This is a genomic window from Halomonas hibernica, from assembly GCF_013183775.1.
Lineage (GTDB): Bacteria > Pseudomonadota > Gammaproteobacteria > Pseudomonadales > Halomonadaceae > Vreelandella > Vreelandella citrativorans.
This window is the reverse complement of record NZ_VIFN01000016.1, coordinates 23,835-39,266: the sequence shown is the minus strand read 5'-3', so window position 1 is coordinate 39,266 and position 15,432 is coordinate 23,835. Positions and strand designations below refer to the sequence as shown.

Here is a 15,432-nt window from a genome sequence, read left to right as displayed (position 1 = left end):
ACAAGTGAAGAAATTCTTGGCCTCAGTTCACTTGATGAGCTTTTAACGACTGACTGCCTCTCAAAGGCTAAAGCAATCTGGTTTGCCCGGAAGCGATAAACTTATACCCCATAGCCTTATAGCCTTTCTCACGCTTTCGGAACATTCGCTCAAGCATAGGCAGGCCAGTATCCAAGTAATCATAGACAGTGACTTCTAGTTTGCCTTCGGTGTCTCGATGGAGTCTGCCTGCATACTGTGACAGCGTTCCTTTCCATGCGATGGGCAGAGCTAAAAACAGGGTGTCCAGTCGAGGCAAGTCAAAGCCTTCTCCAATGTATTTCCCAGTTGCAACGATGACTTGAACCCTATGCAACTCTTTTTCTGCCAACTGGCGCTCTTTGACGCGCATCCCACCACGTAAGATAACTGACGATATGGATTCAGCATCCAGCAGTGTCGCCAAGGTCTCGGCATGTTCTCGTCGTTCCGTCAGCACAAGGCAATTTGCTTGGTTGTGCGCACAGCTTGCAACATCCTGAACAATGGCCTCATTTCGGGCGCTGCTCTGGACAAGCCAATGGTAAACCGATGCGATATGGGGCCGCACACTAGGCTGGCAGATGTGGGTGGGTGGCGTTTCGTGATGCTCTCGAACAATGACGTGTTGGATAAATCGGTTACTGTGGTGCGCCTGGGCTTTGTGACGAATGGGCCCTGCAACCATCAACATGATTTTTTGGTGGCCATCCTGACGATCAGGCGTTGCTGTCAAACCAATGACGTATCGAGCGCTGACCTCATTAAGCAACATCTCGTAACGTGGCGCTGAGATATGATGGCATTCATCGATGATGACTTGCCCGTACTCCTTGACCTGCTTCGAGACTGTATTGTCTTTCTTATTGATCAAGCTTTGGTAAGTGGCAACGTCGACCTGCCCAGTAGGTTTCTTTTTACCGCCGCCAATTACACCGATGAGCGCACCCTCAAGGAAGGTGTCGAGTCGCTCCTTCCATTGATCAAGTAGCTGACGACTGTGCGTGAGGATCAGTGTGTTGACTTGCCGCCTGGTTATCACGCCAATAGCCGTTACGGTTTTACCGAAAGCGGTCGGTGCATGAAGTATTCCGGTATCGTGTTGGATAAGTGCCTGCACCGCCTTGTCCTGGTCGCTACGCAGCGTTGCTTTTAGGCTGACTCCAGGTAAAAACTGGCCTGATATTCTACGGTCATCAATGTCCACCGTGATTCCCTGTTTCAGCAGCAGATCTTGAAGCTCATCCAAGCAGCCTCTGGGAATAGAAAGATAACCTTGCTCAATATGGGCGCATGATATGTAGCGAGGGATGCCATGCGTCGAGAAACGAAGCGACTGTGTTTTGAAAAATACAGGATTAGCAAAGCTGGCCATTCGCTTTATTCGTGTCGCCAATGTTCCTGGAATGCCTGATAACTTTATATAAATGTGACTGGTCAGGATGAGCGTGATGCTTTCAGGACATCCAGAAAGCTTCCCTGTATCAACCGGTAACGTTGACTCCCACGGCAACACAGTATCTACAGTCACACCGGAATTAGCCTCATTGCCGATCAGCTCTTCAAGTTGAGCTGATGCAAGTGTCTGTTGCTGACTGAGCAGTGCCCATTGATCCGGGTATGGCGCAAAGTTGTCGTCGACGAAGACGGTGCATCCGCGACTTCGCGCCTCGTGTTGAAGCGGCAGGGCAATCAGATTGCCAAACCCACCATCAGGCATGGTGTCTTGGTTGGGAAATAGCCGGTCATAGGAGTCGAAGGATAAGCCTGGATGAAGCTCCATGGCCTTATCCAACAATTTGAATCCCAACCTCCTCGCTGACGAAGCTTGAACAGCTTCTGAAAAGAAAACCCATAGATGGGCACCCGCACCGGACCGAGAAACCTCCATAAGATAGGGTACGCCTTCACCACGACAGGCCTGGGCTAGTGCACGAACATTCGCTTTCCAGTCCCCCTTATCAAAATCCGCCGCCAGCAAGTAACAAGAGCTATCCGGCAGTAAAGGGTAAAGGCCGGTCACATGTTTGCCAGACAGGTGGTCATAAACTGCATCAAAATCGAGGGGCTTGAAATTTTTGTGTCGACATTCTCCGCACTTGATCCTTGGTTTCTGACAGATGACCGGCATCCACTCGTTCGCACAAGCGACAGCATAGCCGGAACGACCGCCGGAACTCTGCCAGCGAACCGCATAAACATCCTGCCTGCCTCGAAAGAGTTTTCGGTATACTTCAACTTTCTGGCCAGGGGTGAGTAGCGGTAAATCATGTCGGTTTGCAGAGCGATACAGCTCTTGCTTTCGAGAAAGGAGAGCAGCCTTTTCTTGTTCAAGCTCTGATAGTCTCAGCTCAATAGTGACGAGTTCTTGATCTGTGCGGATACCTACCTCGTGCCCAGTAAAGCTATAGGGGTCTACGGTTTAACAGGTTAGAGACGCTTATTTGTATTCTAGCTTATCGTCAGCACTCGGCTGACAGGCCACACTCGTCACCATAAAACTTTACGGCGATCTTTTTTGATAAGAATCGCCCCGAGTATTCTAGACACTTGATCTACACGTAATACCTACCTCGTGCTTCATGAAGCCGTTTTGGTTCCCGGATCAGAAAACTTATTCATATTCTAGCTTATTGCTAGCACTCGCATTGAAAGCCTCCCCGTGGCCCTTAAAACCTTACGTGTTCACATTTTGATAAAATGATGGTTCATCAATAATCATAACCATCGAGGCATGCTGTGACGAAGTTAGTAATCTCTAAGATCAAATCTCCTTCCGGTGCGCTTGGTGAGATCGAACGTGGCAACCTTGCCATCACTAATCAGATGCCTTTATCGTCATGGCTCGATGCTGAATTGGTCGATTCTTTGCTAGCCTACCATCCCGTTTCGGTTCGAAAAGTGTCCAGACACTATGAAGTGGTCAGTGGGTTTCGAGCGTTTCATGCTGCCAATGCCCTGCTGGAAAGCGAAGAAGTTATTCCAGTGCGGGTCACGAACGATGATGAAATTCATTTGGTGAAAGGCGCACTCTTCGAATTCATTACCCACAGCTTGATGCACTGTCCAGATGCCATTGAGGCAAGAGAGCATGTTTATCGTCAACTAAATAAACTTTCCACGACTCTGCGTAAAACCTATGGCATCGAAATGCCGAACAAACTTTCTCGACGTAAACTCAAGACCTTGCTGGGTCTCAAAGGGCGGCGTATTACCGTTTCAAGACAGCGGAAGTCTGAGCTGCAACGAATCATGGAATCTCGGTGATATGAGCGATACTGGCCTTGAGCAACTAGCAAAATTGAGTGGTGCTTCGGCAGACCGCGTAGAAGAACTGCTTTCCCTTTTAAAAGCGCCTGACAGTTTGACCCACCTGGTATTAGTCATGAGCAACCTGCAGCGTGCACTGAATGCGATTCAGGAGGTCAAGGGCTTACGGGAGAACCCTGAGGAAGGAGGTGAGGTAGAAGGGAAGGAGAGTCTTTTAAACTATCTGCCGCTGATAGGTCAACTTGTAACTTCAGTTGAAGCATCTGATGCTTATAGCTTTCCAGACGAGTGGCTGGATCGGTCAGGCAAACAGCGAGGCATTATTAATGACCATCCCGAATGGGCCATGCTGATTCTGACGCCTGGCTCTGAATGCTACGACCATGGTGGCTACTGGCAGCATACTGGTGTTGTCATGGCGTGCTCTGCCATTCAGCGAAGGCGGCATCAAGAACGTATTGGTTCTGAGATAACTGCTGCCTGCCGAGATATCCGCACAATTGGTCAAGGCAAGAAGCCTCTTTCGCTGCTGGAGAAAGTAGATACTGATATCACTCTTGAAGGCTATTATCAGAAACATCTGCTTGAAGGTGAAGGTGAAGGTGATGAGGTTCGTGAGCCCCTGGCTGGCATTGAATTGCTCGTTCGTAAGGTGCTCAGTCTTAAAGGCAAAACACGGGAAGGCGGAGGAGGAGGTGGCCGATCAGGTCGACTAGTTGAACGGCAGGTGGTGTTGCCGGACGGTGATGATGAGGATAGAGAAGGGCCTGAGGTTTCGGTTCGGTTTTCGGAGTCGATCGGCGACGAACAGTCTCAGGGGCGCCAGCGCACAGCGGGGCTACATCCTAAAGAGACCCAGAAGCTGCGCGCCGTTTCCTTTACTGAGAGTAAAGCATTACCTACTTTAGGCTTTGATCTTAGGGACTTGATCAGGCGCCAGAAAAGCCGAATCCAGAATATCAGCCAGTCTAATCAGCGCCTTTCCTATCGCTATGCGAGTCTCGGTCGGGTCGAGTTGGCGATGGCGGCGGAACTCGCCTTTCAGCTATTTACTGGGCGAGGACGTTTTGAGCAACGTGATACAGAAGGAGTTTATGCTGGCCTGCTACTGTTGCTGGTGATCTGGCTCGGGCGACCCGTCGAACAACTACTGGGAATGCGCGTCTATAACCATCAAGGTGAGCTGCCGAAACACCGCAAGGAAGTGCTCGCTTTTCTGATTGACGAGCACGCTTTCGTGTTGCCGATTCCTACGCCGGAGTGGCGCAACAGCCTTCAGGACGACGCGAAGACGCTGCTCTATACGGCCGGTGCTAGCACGCCTGCATTGGTAGATGACGTGATAGTGGTCGCAAGCCCCGTGCGGATTGGGAAGTTTATCTCAAACCTTGGGTTAGCGCGAAAGGGGCGAGCAAAATACCGTGAATTGTTTCCCGAACACCGCCGTGAAGCGATTGAAAGTGCAATGCGTGCGGCGGTGTCGAAAGCCAACCGTGCCCATCGTATGCGGCTAACACCGCTCCGGATCAGCCAGGCCCTGTTCGATGAGATTGTTGATCACTCCAGCGACTGGGTAGACGCTTACCTGTTGACCGGGCAACGTTTCACCATCGCTGATGTGGCCGCCCATTATTACAGCGTTCCAGCTGGCTATCTTGAGGCCCTTTATCATGACGCGGCCGTATCGCTACGCAATAGTATCTATAAGTACCTGAGCGTCGACGAGAAAAACTATTATACCTTCCAGCAACCCGTTTCGAACAGTGGCGACCACGGCAGTAAGTTGAACCTCAAACCGATGTTGCTGACTCGCTTGGTCAAACATCTCAAGAATGATCTGCGGGCAGCAAAGCGTCTGGCACCAGGTGAGGAGAGCTGGCGGAAGGTGCACAATCATTACGTGGCCTATATGGCTTTCTGGATTCTTTTTGCGACGGGTTACAGGGCTGTCAATGACCTCGTTTTTCGTTGGCGGGAAATCGACTTTGATACAGGTTTTCTGGTGATTTCCGACAAAGACGACGAAGCGATGAGCCAAGCGAGAGTGGTCTGGTTGTTGCCGGAGGTGCTTGAGCAGCTACGTTGTTATGCCTATCACTTGGAAGTTTTGCAGGCCCGTCTGTATCAGCGTAACTCCCTTTATGAGCACCTCGATGCGGTGTTGAGCGAGCCACGGCCGAACGTACCGCTGTTGTTCTTTATTAGTGACAACTGGCAGATGGTGCAGCTTTCACCGGAGAACCTGAGGCAGCAAGTGCCAATCTTTACACTACCAATCAATGCCAGTCGGCACTATCTGCGCAGCACCCTTCGCGCTGAAGGCGCCCGTGGTGAGCTGGTCAACGCCTTCTTGGGGCATGCCCAGCAAGGTCAAGAACCATTTGGTGGATTCTCCACATTGTCTCCCGTCGAAATGTTTCGAGAATTAGCGCCGATTCTAAGCAAAATGCGCCGCGAAGCAGGGTGGACGGTGCAGCAGGGACTCGCGGATGTCTGATCAGGTCGAGGAGGTTTGGAGCGGCTGGAAGTTGATAAAAGTTCCGGAAGGAGCTGGCGGTGCCGAGGCGCGTCACAGACAGCATCTTATAAATAGGCGCCGCCACCAAATGGCAGTACTTGAACTGCTACAGAAAGCGCATCCCGGCCTGGTTCGAGGTGAGTATGGCGTCAAGGTGCCGCCCGAGACCACTCAGCAGTGGGAGGAGACCCTGCAAACAACCGACAGTGGTTCTGTCGTGGAAATGCGGAACAAGGTCAACTTCTTGTCACTTGGGTTGCGGCGTGGTCAGCAGGAGCTAGGGTGGGAAGTGGTCGTTCCGGCACCGCTGCATTTGGTCAGGCCCGCGGCAAGTGTCTTTACGCCCTCATCCTTTGAAGCAATGAGCTATTACCGTGACTGGTGCCGATATGCCGACTACGCGATTCAACAAGCAGATTTTCAAGCACTTCTTTTGTACGCCAACGCGGACCAAGGACACCGTAGGTTCGAACCCGAAATGATCAGCTGGGGGCTGTTTCTTTATTATGTTACGACGCGTGATGGTTTGCTGGGTACCAAGTTTTTGAATTCACTGCCTTTAGCCACCTCTACATTAGCCGTGTATAAGTCGTTTGCCTGGCTGGTTTTTCATGAGGTGGTGCTGGATGACATGCCTGGCAAAGTACCTCCACGCAGTCGCTGGCACTTGGGTGTGTCGACATTAGCCGTCTTGATGCGTCATATCGAGCAATTTGGCCATCCTGGTGAGAAGGTAAATGGCTATCAGCAGGCCAAGATGCTGACAAAGACATCATGGCTCCATTTTTGTCGTGCTATAGGGGCGAAGGCGCTGACACTTTCAGAGTGTCAGGAGCATGCTGCGACCGCTTTTCGACTGCATGTACCTGCTTATCTGGTCAATAGTGCGCTTGGCAAGCAGCAGGGTACTTCGCTTGCCGAGGCCCGTTGGCAGCAGTTGCTCTGCGGTGGGTACAGAGTACACGCGAAACAGGAAGCTAATCAGGTAAGCGATGAGGCCACAGTAGTTGAGACCGGGCTCCCACCGATGGAGACGAAGCAACTTGGCCGTGTTCAACCGTTATATGAGGGACGTAAGCTGCTTAAGTTGCTGCATGACACCCTCTACAAACGCAGGGAAGAGAAACGCCTAGGCTATGGGCAGCTTGCCCGAGAACTAGAGAATGCCGTTACCGCCTCTCAACAGATGGCGCCCATTGTCGAATGTCTCTGCCGTTGGTTGCTTTTTCTGCACTGCACAAAAAAACGCAAGCAGTCGACCCTGTATAAATATCTTGGTATCAGCATGCCGCTTTTACAGGCAATGGGGGACACATTAGTCGATCAGGATCGGCTTGCTATCTTAGTCGAAGCCTATCAGTACGTGGTGGAGCAGGCGAAGACCGAGAAAAATCGCAGCTATCGTTGGACAGTGTTGCGCTCGTTTCATACGTTTCTTGTCGCTGATCTTGGCTTGGCCAACGTGTACATGGAGTTCAGCGGAGACGGCGCGACGGTGGCACATCATGCCGATGCCAACTGCTTATCGGAAGAAGAGTACCGTCAAGTGTCGGGTTACCTGGCCTCCCAGGCGGCCAGTGCGATGGGTGCTATTCGTTACTGGATATTTGTACTCGGTTTTCGCGCAGGACTTAGGATAGGTGAGGCTCTTTCTATCCAGCTAGATGACATCTTGCTGAATCAGATGCTGGAACATACCGACGTTACCCTTCTAATTCGCAATAACGCCTATGTTGCCATCAAGAGTCATGATTCACGCCGACAGCTGCCCTTGCACTACTTGCTGACAGAGACTGAGTTAGATGACTTTAAGGCCTTTGTCATCAAACGGCACAGCGTGGCAACACATGGTCGTGTCATGCTGTTCGGCGAGGGAGGTAATTCTGTATCTCCATTGCGAGATGACATAGTGCAGACGGAAATTCATGCAGGCATGCGGCGTATCACCGGTGATCCAAGCCTGCGCTTTCATCATTTGCGCCACTCGCTGGCTAACTATTTGCTGCTCTCTTTTCATGGTGTTGAGGTTCCGTGGCCAGTGCCTCAACATCATGCAGCTCTATGGGAGAAAGTGGTTAATGGCCCATCCCGCTCAGGGCTGTATTTCATAGCCCAAGTGATGGGGCATGCATCCCCCGAAGTAACTCTTCGTAGCTATTTACATTTTAACTGCCTATTGACTGATCATTATTGCCACCAAAAATCTAACTCGGTAGAGGGCCGCCTTCCCAGCCATGCGATTGCTCAATTGGAAGCCTTGGATAGATTGATTGAGGTTAAACCGGCGACCCTACGTAAATGGAAAGAGCGCTTCGGTGAGCGGCCGCCTCTATGGCTCCAGAAGGCCTTTCCGATGTGCCCGCTGATTGATGTAGAGCAGCAGGACGTTATGCCCTATCCGGCACTACCAGATAAGGTTCTCCTTGAACGCCAAGGCCTGAGCGAGCTCTCTCTGGAACAAATTGCAGCCGCTTTAGACCTCTTGCATAAGCGGAGTTTTGAAGACGTTGAGCGTATCTTTAATCTTCGTGACGGCGAGGCAGAAGGATTAATGTCATGCGCGGTACGAGTGCTGACCGCACGCACACGACAAGGGAAGAGTGCCTTTCGCCACTATCGGCTCACCAAAGGCAAGCAGCCAGCGGCGAGTAATAGCGCACCTCCCCGATTTCCAACGCCGCACTCGCTTGCGGAGCGTCCGGTGGCGTATGCGATGTACCAAGCTATCTGGTCGCAGTGGTTTGAGCATCATCCCGATGTACTTCGTAAACATCTTCGCTTCTTCTATCGCTACCACCGTGCCACCGACGGGCATGTATGGATTCGTGATGCCGATGACGGTTTGGACTTTGTGAGTTGGGTGTTGAGTTTAGATGCTGGCGTCAAAGCTGTCATTGAGGTGATACCTAGTGCTCTATCATCTCTGCCTGCAAAAAAACAGCTCAGTGAATGGAAGAAACGACTGCCGTCGCATTATCACAAGGTCGAGTGGCAATTAAAGTCAATGGGATCTCGCTTCAACAAGCCGCTTGGTACGGGCAATGTGAAGTTCTATGTTGTTAACCAAAATAAGCGTTCTCATAGTGGGTACCCTGCGCGCTATGTGCTGGTGTTGGCATGTATCGTGATGGCTGCAGTGGCCAAGCATGAATAGCAGAATAAGCCCTTACAAGAAAAAAAAGCGTATTCGGAGCTTATAAGTGCAGAATCCGAAATGGAAGAGTCAGACAAGTAAGCCATTAATAACATGGACTGCTATCTATGATCGTTAGGCTGGTTGATCAAGGGGGAGTTATCGCCCCGGCCCGGCGCTGTAGGGGTAAGGTGTGTCTGAACGACAAGAAGTGGTAAAAAGTAGGTGATTTAAGCCGAGCCAATAGATTTTTAGTGGTATTGCGGCCTGAGTGCGTTACTTGCTGAGGAGCTATATGAAATCCGGGCTAGCAAACGGCCAATATTGTCGATCAAGCAAATCTTCTAGGGTTGCCGGGCGTTGTGTCTGGCGCGTTAGCAGGACGGATAGTGGCCACCAGCCTTCTCATGCAAGCTCAAATTCATATTGTGCACGGCAAATCGCTAATTTTTCCACAGCCGCCAGTCATCACCGATCATTCGATGGTTACCACAACGCTGCCTGCTATTTTAAGAGCTAGTGATGAGAAACATGAGCTGCAGCAGGCTCTTTTTCTTTTCAAAGAGGTAAAACAGATATTGGATGACTATACCAAGCCGCAAGCCAGGGTAACGGCAAAATCAATGGAGCAACTGGTAACACAGCGAAGCGGTAAGTTAAGTAGTGCCATCACGCTGTTGGTGATCTGGATTGTGTCGGTTATCCGGATGGGCAAAGGAAGGACAGGAAGGCGCTCTAAGTCGTTCAAAAGCAGTAATATTCATAACTGTGGGGGGGGCATTGCGTAAGCTTTTGAGGAGCTGGCGTACGATGTCGACCTGATGGTACTAGGTAGCAAAGAGGTCACCGTTTTTATGCAGGTTTGTTTGACTAGCAAAAAATCCAGTTAAGGGATATGAGCTATTTTAGCCATTTTTCATAGAGTAGCCGCTTTACAAGGTATTGAAGAGCCTGACTGGGATGAGCTTCCTATTGCAGTACCCTTAAGATGAGTGGTTTTATAACTGGTGGTCTCTTTTTATCAAGTGAGCGTGCGATGGTTGCCGTTAGCCCCCACTTTCTCACGAGTAGGTTGAACTCAATAAGGTGTTAGTCGTTCTCCATCATTGACCGCTTATGCATGCGTTCAAGCCTTAGTAGTTCAGTATCTAGGTAGTCATAGACAGTAGCTTCCTGCTTGCCTTCAACCCGCTCTATGAATCCCGCTAGCGTACTGCGACAGCGTTCCTTTCCAGGCGATGGGTAGGGTTAAAAACAACGCGTTTAACTAAGGCAAGCCAAAACTTCTCCGATGTATTTGCGGGTTGCAACGATAACCTGAGCTTTATGTAACTGCGCTTCCGCCGCCTGACGTCCTCTGACACGCATCCCTCCACGCAACACAACCGACGTTACGGTTTCAGCGACCAGCATTATTGCCAGTGTCTCACCATGCTCTCGTCGTACCGTCATGAGAAGACTGTTTGCCTCATTGGGCACACAGCTTGCTACATCCTAAACAATGCACTGATTCCGAGCGTTGCTTTTTGCAAGCCAACGGTGAGCAGGAGCTATATGGAGCGTTCATGCCCGATAGATATTGATAGTTTGACTAATGACTGCACTTACCGCTTGAAATCAGAGCATACAGAAAAACCAATCATTTCATCTGTATCTTAAAGATAAAGCAAGCCGCAAGATAAAGAAAATAATATACATTAGTATATTATACTTATGCATTAATAGCGATAAGTTATCAGTAGATCATATATATTCATTACCGCAAAAATGGGCAGCTGTGTAAGGTGATATAAAAGTAGTTAACCAATTTTGCTTACAAGTTGGTTTCTGAAAATGCATATAAATTTTTGCATGGTATCACTTGATAAAATAACAAACGACAAAAGGTAGGATTTAATATGTACAAGAACACACAAACTAAAAGTGGTTTAGGCTCGCTTATTTTAATCGGGTCAGTATTTTTTTCCTGCGTAGCTAGTGCAGATTATAATATCAAAGTTGCTCATGCTTCACCTGCTGTTAATGATCGCTTAGAGGAGTCCCTACAGAGCTTTAAACAAAATGTAGAAGAGCGTACCAATGGGGAGGTTACCATCACTACCTATCCAGCTAGTCAGTTAGGTGGTGAGCGAGAACAGCTTGAGGGTGTCCAGCTTGGCTCAATCGAAATGGCGGTATTAGCCGGACCAATTCCTGGTATATATCCACAAATTATGGTTTTTGACTTGCCATATTTGTTTAAAAATAAGCAAGTTGCCTATGAAGTTCTTGATGGTGAATTCGGTCAGCGCATATTAGATGAGATGTTACCACAAACAGGGATCCGAGCTTTGGCCTGGGGGGAGAATGGCTTTCGCCATTTTACGAATAGCTTACACCCAATTGAAAGCCCAGAAGATCTCAATGGGCTAAAAATCAGGACCATGGAGAACCCCGCGCACATGGAAATGGTGGAGTCTTTAAGTGCAAATCCGACGCCTATGGCTTTTGGCGAGGTTTACTCTGCCCTTCAGCAGGGTGTAATCGATGGTCAGGAAAACCCTATATCTTTAATTGAAAGCATGCGCTTCTATGAAGTTCAAGAGCATCTTACCCTTGATGGGCACGTCTATAATCCATTTACATTTATTGTTAATAACGATTTTTTTACAAGCCTTCCTGAAGAATATCAGTCTATTCTTGCAGAAGAAGCGAGAAACTGGAGCGATATCGAGAGGCAGCTCAATACGCAGCAGGTTGAACGTGGTATTCAAACGCTAAAAGACTCAGGTATGAAGATAGTCGAGTTAAGTGATCAAGAAAAGCAGGCGTTTCGAGATGAAACTCAACCTGTCTACGATATGTATCGTGAACAGCTAGGAGAAGAAGTTATTGATGATCTTCTTAAAGCTGTTAATGAAGCAGAGACCAAGCTTTAATCGAAAATAAGCAGATTCAGGCAGCGGCTAACTTTAAGATAATAAGTTTTGCCGCTGTAGATGCTAAATATTGGGGTGTAAATATGGCCCTCTATAGATTTTTCAATAAGTTAGATGCTGTATTAACAAAAGTAGAAGAGAGGGTTGTATGCTTTCTAATTGCAACTATGCTTACGGTTGTTTTTTTAGGAGTTTTTAACCGTACTTTAATACAGCTGCCTATACCATGGCTAGAAGAACTAGCTCGGTATTTAATGATATGGGCTGCTTTCATTGGTGCTAGCTTGGGAGTAAAGCGTGCTGTTCATATATCAGTTGATGCTTTGATTATGTTACTTCCCGTAGCTGCTCAGCGACTAATGACTTTCATTGCTTATATGGCAAGCTGCATCCTCTGTGCTTGGCTTTTTTACATTGGCATTGAGTTTGTAGGTCGTGTGATTAATACCGGGCAGCTTTCTCCAGCAATGCGTATTCCTATGTACACCGCCTATGCCGCTGTTCCATGTGGTTTCTTATTAATGACTTTTAGATTTTTTCTTAAATGTATCTTTTTCTTCGAAAAAGGCAATAGTTTAACTTCTAACGAAGTCATGGCCGAAGACGGTGATAAGTTGGTGTTAGGGAGCAAAGAATAATGACAGCTACGATGTTTATTGCAATGTTTACTTTACTCATAGTTAACATACCATTGGCCTTATGTATCGCATTTGCATGTGTCATTGCATTTGTTTTTGCTTCAGAGTTGCCCACATTTGTTACTGTGCAGAGAATGTTTACTGGTCTCGACTCCTTCCCTCTCATGGCCATACCTTTTTTTCTCCTTGCGGGGAAAATTATGGAGAAAGGAGGAGTCTCTACGCGGCTTGTTAAATTAGGCGAAAGTATAGTGGGGTCTCTACCAGGGGGGTTGGCCATAATTGCATTGCTAGCTAGCATGTTTTTTGCATCCATTTCTGGTTCTGCCCCTGCTACTGTTGTCGCTATTGGCAGTATTATGGTTCCGGCAATGATCACTGCTGGGTATGATAAAGGATTCGCTATAGCATTAATGGCTGTTGGTGGAACGATAGGCATTATTATCCCACCAAGCATACCTTTTGTTGTATATGGTATTTCAGCTAATGTAAGCATTGGTGATCTTTTCATTGCAGGAATTCTTCCTGGGTTAATAATAGGCCTTTCACTAATTTTATACTCTTATTGCTATTCAAAATATAAGGGTTATAAAGGGGCTGAGCCTACAAGTTTTGTTAATTTTATTGACAAGCTTAAAAAATCAGTCCTAGGTTTGGCCATGCCAATCATTATCCTTGGAGGGATTTATAGTGGAGTATTCACTCCAACTGAGTCTGGTGCTATTGCATGTGTATACGGCTTAATTATATCTTTATTTGTATATAAAGAAATTAGATTTTCTGATTTGAAAGAAATATTTATTTCTTCTGGTTTGACGTCCTCCATGGTGCTCCTAATAATTGCGTCAGCCAATATAATGGGTTGGGTATTGACCACTGAGCAGTTTCCACAGCAAGTATCTGACTGGGTTACTAGTTTCGGTGCCGATAAAGTCTGGCTTCTGATAGGTATAAATATTCTTCTTCTTTTAATCGGTACTTTCTTGGAGCTAAATGCAGCCATTATTCTTTTGGTTCCTATTCTTTTGCCTATACTTTTAGAGCAGGATGTCAACTTAATACATTTTGGTGTTGTGATGATAACCAACCTGGCAATTGGATTGCTAACTCCTCCTTTAGGTGTAAACCTTTTTGTTGCCAAGAGTCTAGGTACAGCTTCATTTACACTGATAGTTAAGAAAGTTACTCCCTTGCTTATAGTTATGTTGGTTGATTTGTTTTTATTCACCTTCTTGCCAAAGATATCCTTGTTGTTTGTGGGGTGAGCAAAGGTGTGTAAATATCTGTGTAGTATTAATATGAACTATAGTTTAATAGGTGGATAATGAAGAACTTTCAATTTTATTTCCCAACAACACTTAAATCCGGCTTTGGCATGGCTAGGCAGGCTGGAACTCTGCTTAAGCCTTATGTTGAAAACAAACTTTTTGTCGTTACCGATAAAGGGGTGCTTCAATCCAAGGTGTTGGATGGATTCTTTGAATCCTTAGAGCAGGTCGGCCTAAGCTACGAAGTATTTTCTGAAGTGGATCCAAACCCATCTACAGTAGTCTTAGAAAATGCTGTTGAGCGTCTTAAAGTGTCGGGATGTGACGCAGTTATCGGTGTTGGTGGTGGTAGTAGTATCGATACCGCTAAAGGTGTGGTTGCAATGGCGACTAACCCTGGTAGCATTCTTGACTATGAAGGTTACGATAAAATTGAGAACGCGCCACTTCCATTATTTGCAATTCCTACTACATCAGGCACAGGTAGCGAATGTACTGCTTCAACAGTTTTTACAAATAAAGAAACTTTATTTAAAACTGTAATTATAAGCCCTCTGCTTTTCCCTAAAATTGCAATACTAGATCCTGAGCTGACAATTAAATTACCGCCATCTATTACGGCGGCTACCGGCATGGATGCTCTTACACACGCAATCGAGTCATATGTCTCGAAACAGGCAAGCCCAATTAGTCAGGCACTTGCCATTCAAGCAATACGCATGATTTCAACTAATATTAAAAAAGCCTATTTCGTTGGTAGCGACACCGAAGCCCGCGAAAATATGCTTGTTGCTTCATTCCTTGCTGGTGTTGCGTTTACCCAATCAAAATTAGGAAATGTGCATGCAATTTCACACACATTTGGAGGTGTTTTCGACATACCCCATGGGATCGCGAATGCTACATTGCTTCCCTATGTTGTAAAGTTTAACTTAGAAGCATGTCCTGAATTGTTTCGTGATATAGCGGTAGCTCTAGGCGAAAATGTTACAGGACTTAGTGACTATGATGCTGGTAATAAAGTTGTTAGCTACATTTGCGAGTTAAATAAAGCAATCGGTATACCTTCCAACACTGAGGCTTTGGGAGTAAAACTAGATATGCTTCCTCAAATGATAGCTGATTCGATGCGAAGCGGGAATGTTCTAGTTAATCCACGATTAACCACATCAGAGGACATTAAGAATATAATCGTTGATGCACATAAAGGGACTTTTAGCTAAGTAGATAGTCTTTTTTCTTTAATATTGGAGTTGGTTATTTATGTATTATGAGATGCGGACTTATACAATTCAAATTGGGAAAATGAAGGATTACCTAGCTCACTTTGAGGAGTTTGGCTTGCCTGCTATTTCTAAATATGCCCAGTTGGTTGCATGGTGGTATACTGAAATCGGTGAGCTAAATCAGGTTATTCACGTATGGGCCTACGAAAGCCTTGACGATAGAACAAGTCGAAGAGCTGCTTTGTATAAAGATGAGGATTGGCTAAATAAGTTCATGCCAAAAGCTTTTCCGATGATTGTGAAGCAAGAGTCTAAACTTCTTTTAGCTGCTAATTTTTCTCCTATTAAATGAGCGGATTTTGAAACCGGCTATAATGGCCGGTTTCAATAGCTGTTGAAGATTTATCATCTTTATTAAATTTCCCTTGAATACAATCTGTAAA

Annotated in this window: 10 protein-coding genes; 9 read left to right on the top strand and 1 reads right to left on the bottom strand. The window is 47.0% G+C overall.

Annotated features, from left to right (window positions below):
* Window positions 1-67: 67 nt before the first annotated feature.
* Window positions 68-2,368, bottom strand: a complete 2,301-nt coding sequence (locus FKN99_RS16360) for a TOTE conflict system archaeo-eukaryotic primase domain-containing protein (RefSeq protein WP_216658138.1) — start codon at window positions 2,366-2,368, stop codon at window positions 68-70.
* 389 nt (window positions 2,369-2,757) lie between these two features.
* On the opposite strand from FKN99_RS16360, the gene FKN99_RS16355 reads away from it, so the two are divergent.
* The 9 genes from FKN99_RS16355 to FKN99_RS16315 all read left to right on the top strand — a co-directional run bounded on the left by FKN99_RS16355 (window position 2,758) and on the right by FKN99_RS16315 (window position 15,341).
* The gene (locus FKN99_RS16355; RefSeq protein ID WP_172118858.1) at window positions 2,758-3,285 is read left to right on the top strand and encodes a ParB N-terminal domain-containing protein; all 528 of its coding nucleotides are present in this window, start codon (window positions 2,758-2,760) and stop codon (window positions 3,283-3,285) included.
* A gap of 1 nt (window position 3,286) precedes the next feature.
* On the top strand, window positions 3,287-5,785 hold the full coding sequence (locus FKN99_RS16350) for a hypothetical protein (protein WP_172118857.1): 2,499 nt from the start codon (window positions 3,287-3,289) through the stop codon (window positions 5,783-5,785).
* A 109-nt stretch (window positions 5,786-5,894) separates the two neighbouring features.
* Window positions 5,895-8,960: a site-specific integrase gene (locus tag FKN99_RS16345; RefSeq protein ID WP_253927069.1), complete on the top strand. Its 3,066-nt coding sequence runs from the start codon at window positions 5,895-5,897 to the stop codon at window positions 8,958-8,960.
* A gap of 368 nt (window positions 8,961-9,328) precedes the next feature.
* Window positions 9,329-9,727: a hypothetical protein gene (locus FKN99_RS16340; protein ID WP_172118855.1), complete on the top strand. Its 399-nt coding sequence runs from the start codon at window positions 9,329-9,331 to the stop codon at window positions 9,725-9,727.
* Window positions 9,728-10,837: 1,110 nt separating this feature from the next.
* A complete protein-coding gene (locus FKN99_RS16335; RefSeq protein ID WP_172118854.1) occupies window positions 10,838-11,857 on the top strand; it encodes a TRAP transporter substrate-binding protein in 1,020 nt (339 codons plus the stop codon).
* An 83-nt stretch (window positions 11,858-11,940) separates the two neighbouring features.
* Window positions 11,941-12,495: a TRAP transporter small permease gene (locus tag FKN99_RS16330; protein WP_172118853.1), complete on the top strand. Its 555-nt coding sequence runs from the start codon at window positions 11,941-11,943 to the stop codon at window positions 12,493-12,495.
* Window positions 12,495-13,760 carry a TRAP transporter large permease gene (locus tag FKN99_RS16325; protein WP_172118852.1) on the top strand — a complete coding sequence of 422 codons (1,266 nt, stop codon included), beginning with the start codon at window positions 12,495-12,497 and terminating at the stop codon, window positions 13,758-13,760. The genes FKN99_RS16330 and FKN99_RS16325 overlap by 1 nt, the downstream gene beginning before the upstream one ends.
* Before the next feature lie 59 nt (window positions 13,761-13,819).
* Window positions 13,820-14,986 carry an iron-containing alcohol dehydrogenase gene (locus FKN99_RS16320; RefSeq protein WP_172118851.1) on the top strand — a complete coding sequence of 389 codons (1,167 nt, stop codon included), beginning with the start codon at window positions 13,820-13,822 and terminating at the stop codon, window positions 14,984-14,986.
* Window positions 14,987-15,026: 40 nt separating this feature from the next.
* Window positions 15,027-15,341: an NIPSNAP family protein gene (locus tag FKN99_RS16315; protein ID WP_172118850.1), complete on the top strand. Its 315-nt coding sequence runs from the start codon at window positions 15,027-15,029 to the stop codon at window positions 15,339-15,341.
* The last annotated feature ends 91 nt before the right edge of the window (window positions 15,342-15,432 follow it).

What these genes read in the sequence shown, in the direction of transcription:
- FKN99_RS16350 (WP_172118857.1), top strand. Translation starts at nt 3,287, where the DNA reads ATGAGCGATACTGGCCTTGAGCAACTAGCAAAATTGAGTGGTGCTTCG.
- FKN99_RS16345 (WP_253927069.1), top strand. Translation starts at nt 5,895, where the DNA reads ATGGCAGTACTTGAACTGCTACAGAAAGCGCATCCCGGCCTGGTTCGA.
- FKN99_RS16335 (WP_172118854.1), top strand. Translation starts at nt 10,838, where the DNA reads ATGTACAAGAACACACAAACTAAAAGTGGTTTAGGCTCGCTTATTTTA.
- FKN99_RS16330 (WP_172118853.1), top strand. Translation starts at nt 11,941, where the DNA reads ATGGCCCTCTATAGATTTTTCAATAAGTTAGATGCTGTATTAACAAAA.
- FKN99_RS16325 (WP_172118852.1), top strand. Translation starts at nt 12,495, where the DNA reads ATGACAGCTACGATGTTTATTGCAATGTTTACTTTACTCATAGTTAAC.
- FKN99_RS16320 (WP_172118851.1), top strand. Translation starts at nt 13,820, where the DNA reads ATGAAGAACTTTCAATTTTATTTCCCAACAACACTTAAATCCGGCTTT.
- FKN99_RS16315 (WP_172118850.1), top strand. Translation starts at nt 15,027, where the DNA reads ATGTATTATGAGATGCGGACTTATACAATTCAAATTGGGAAAATGAAG.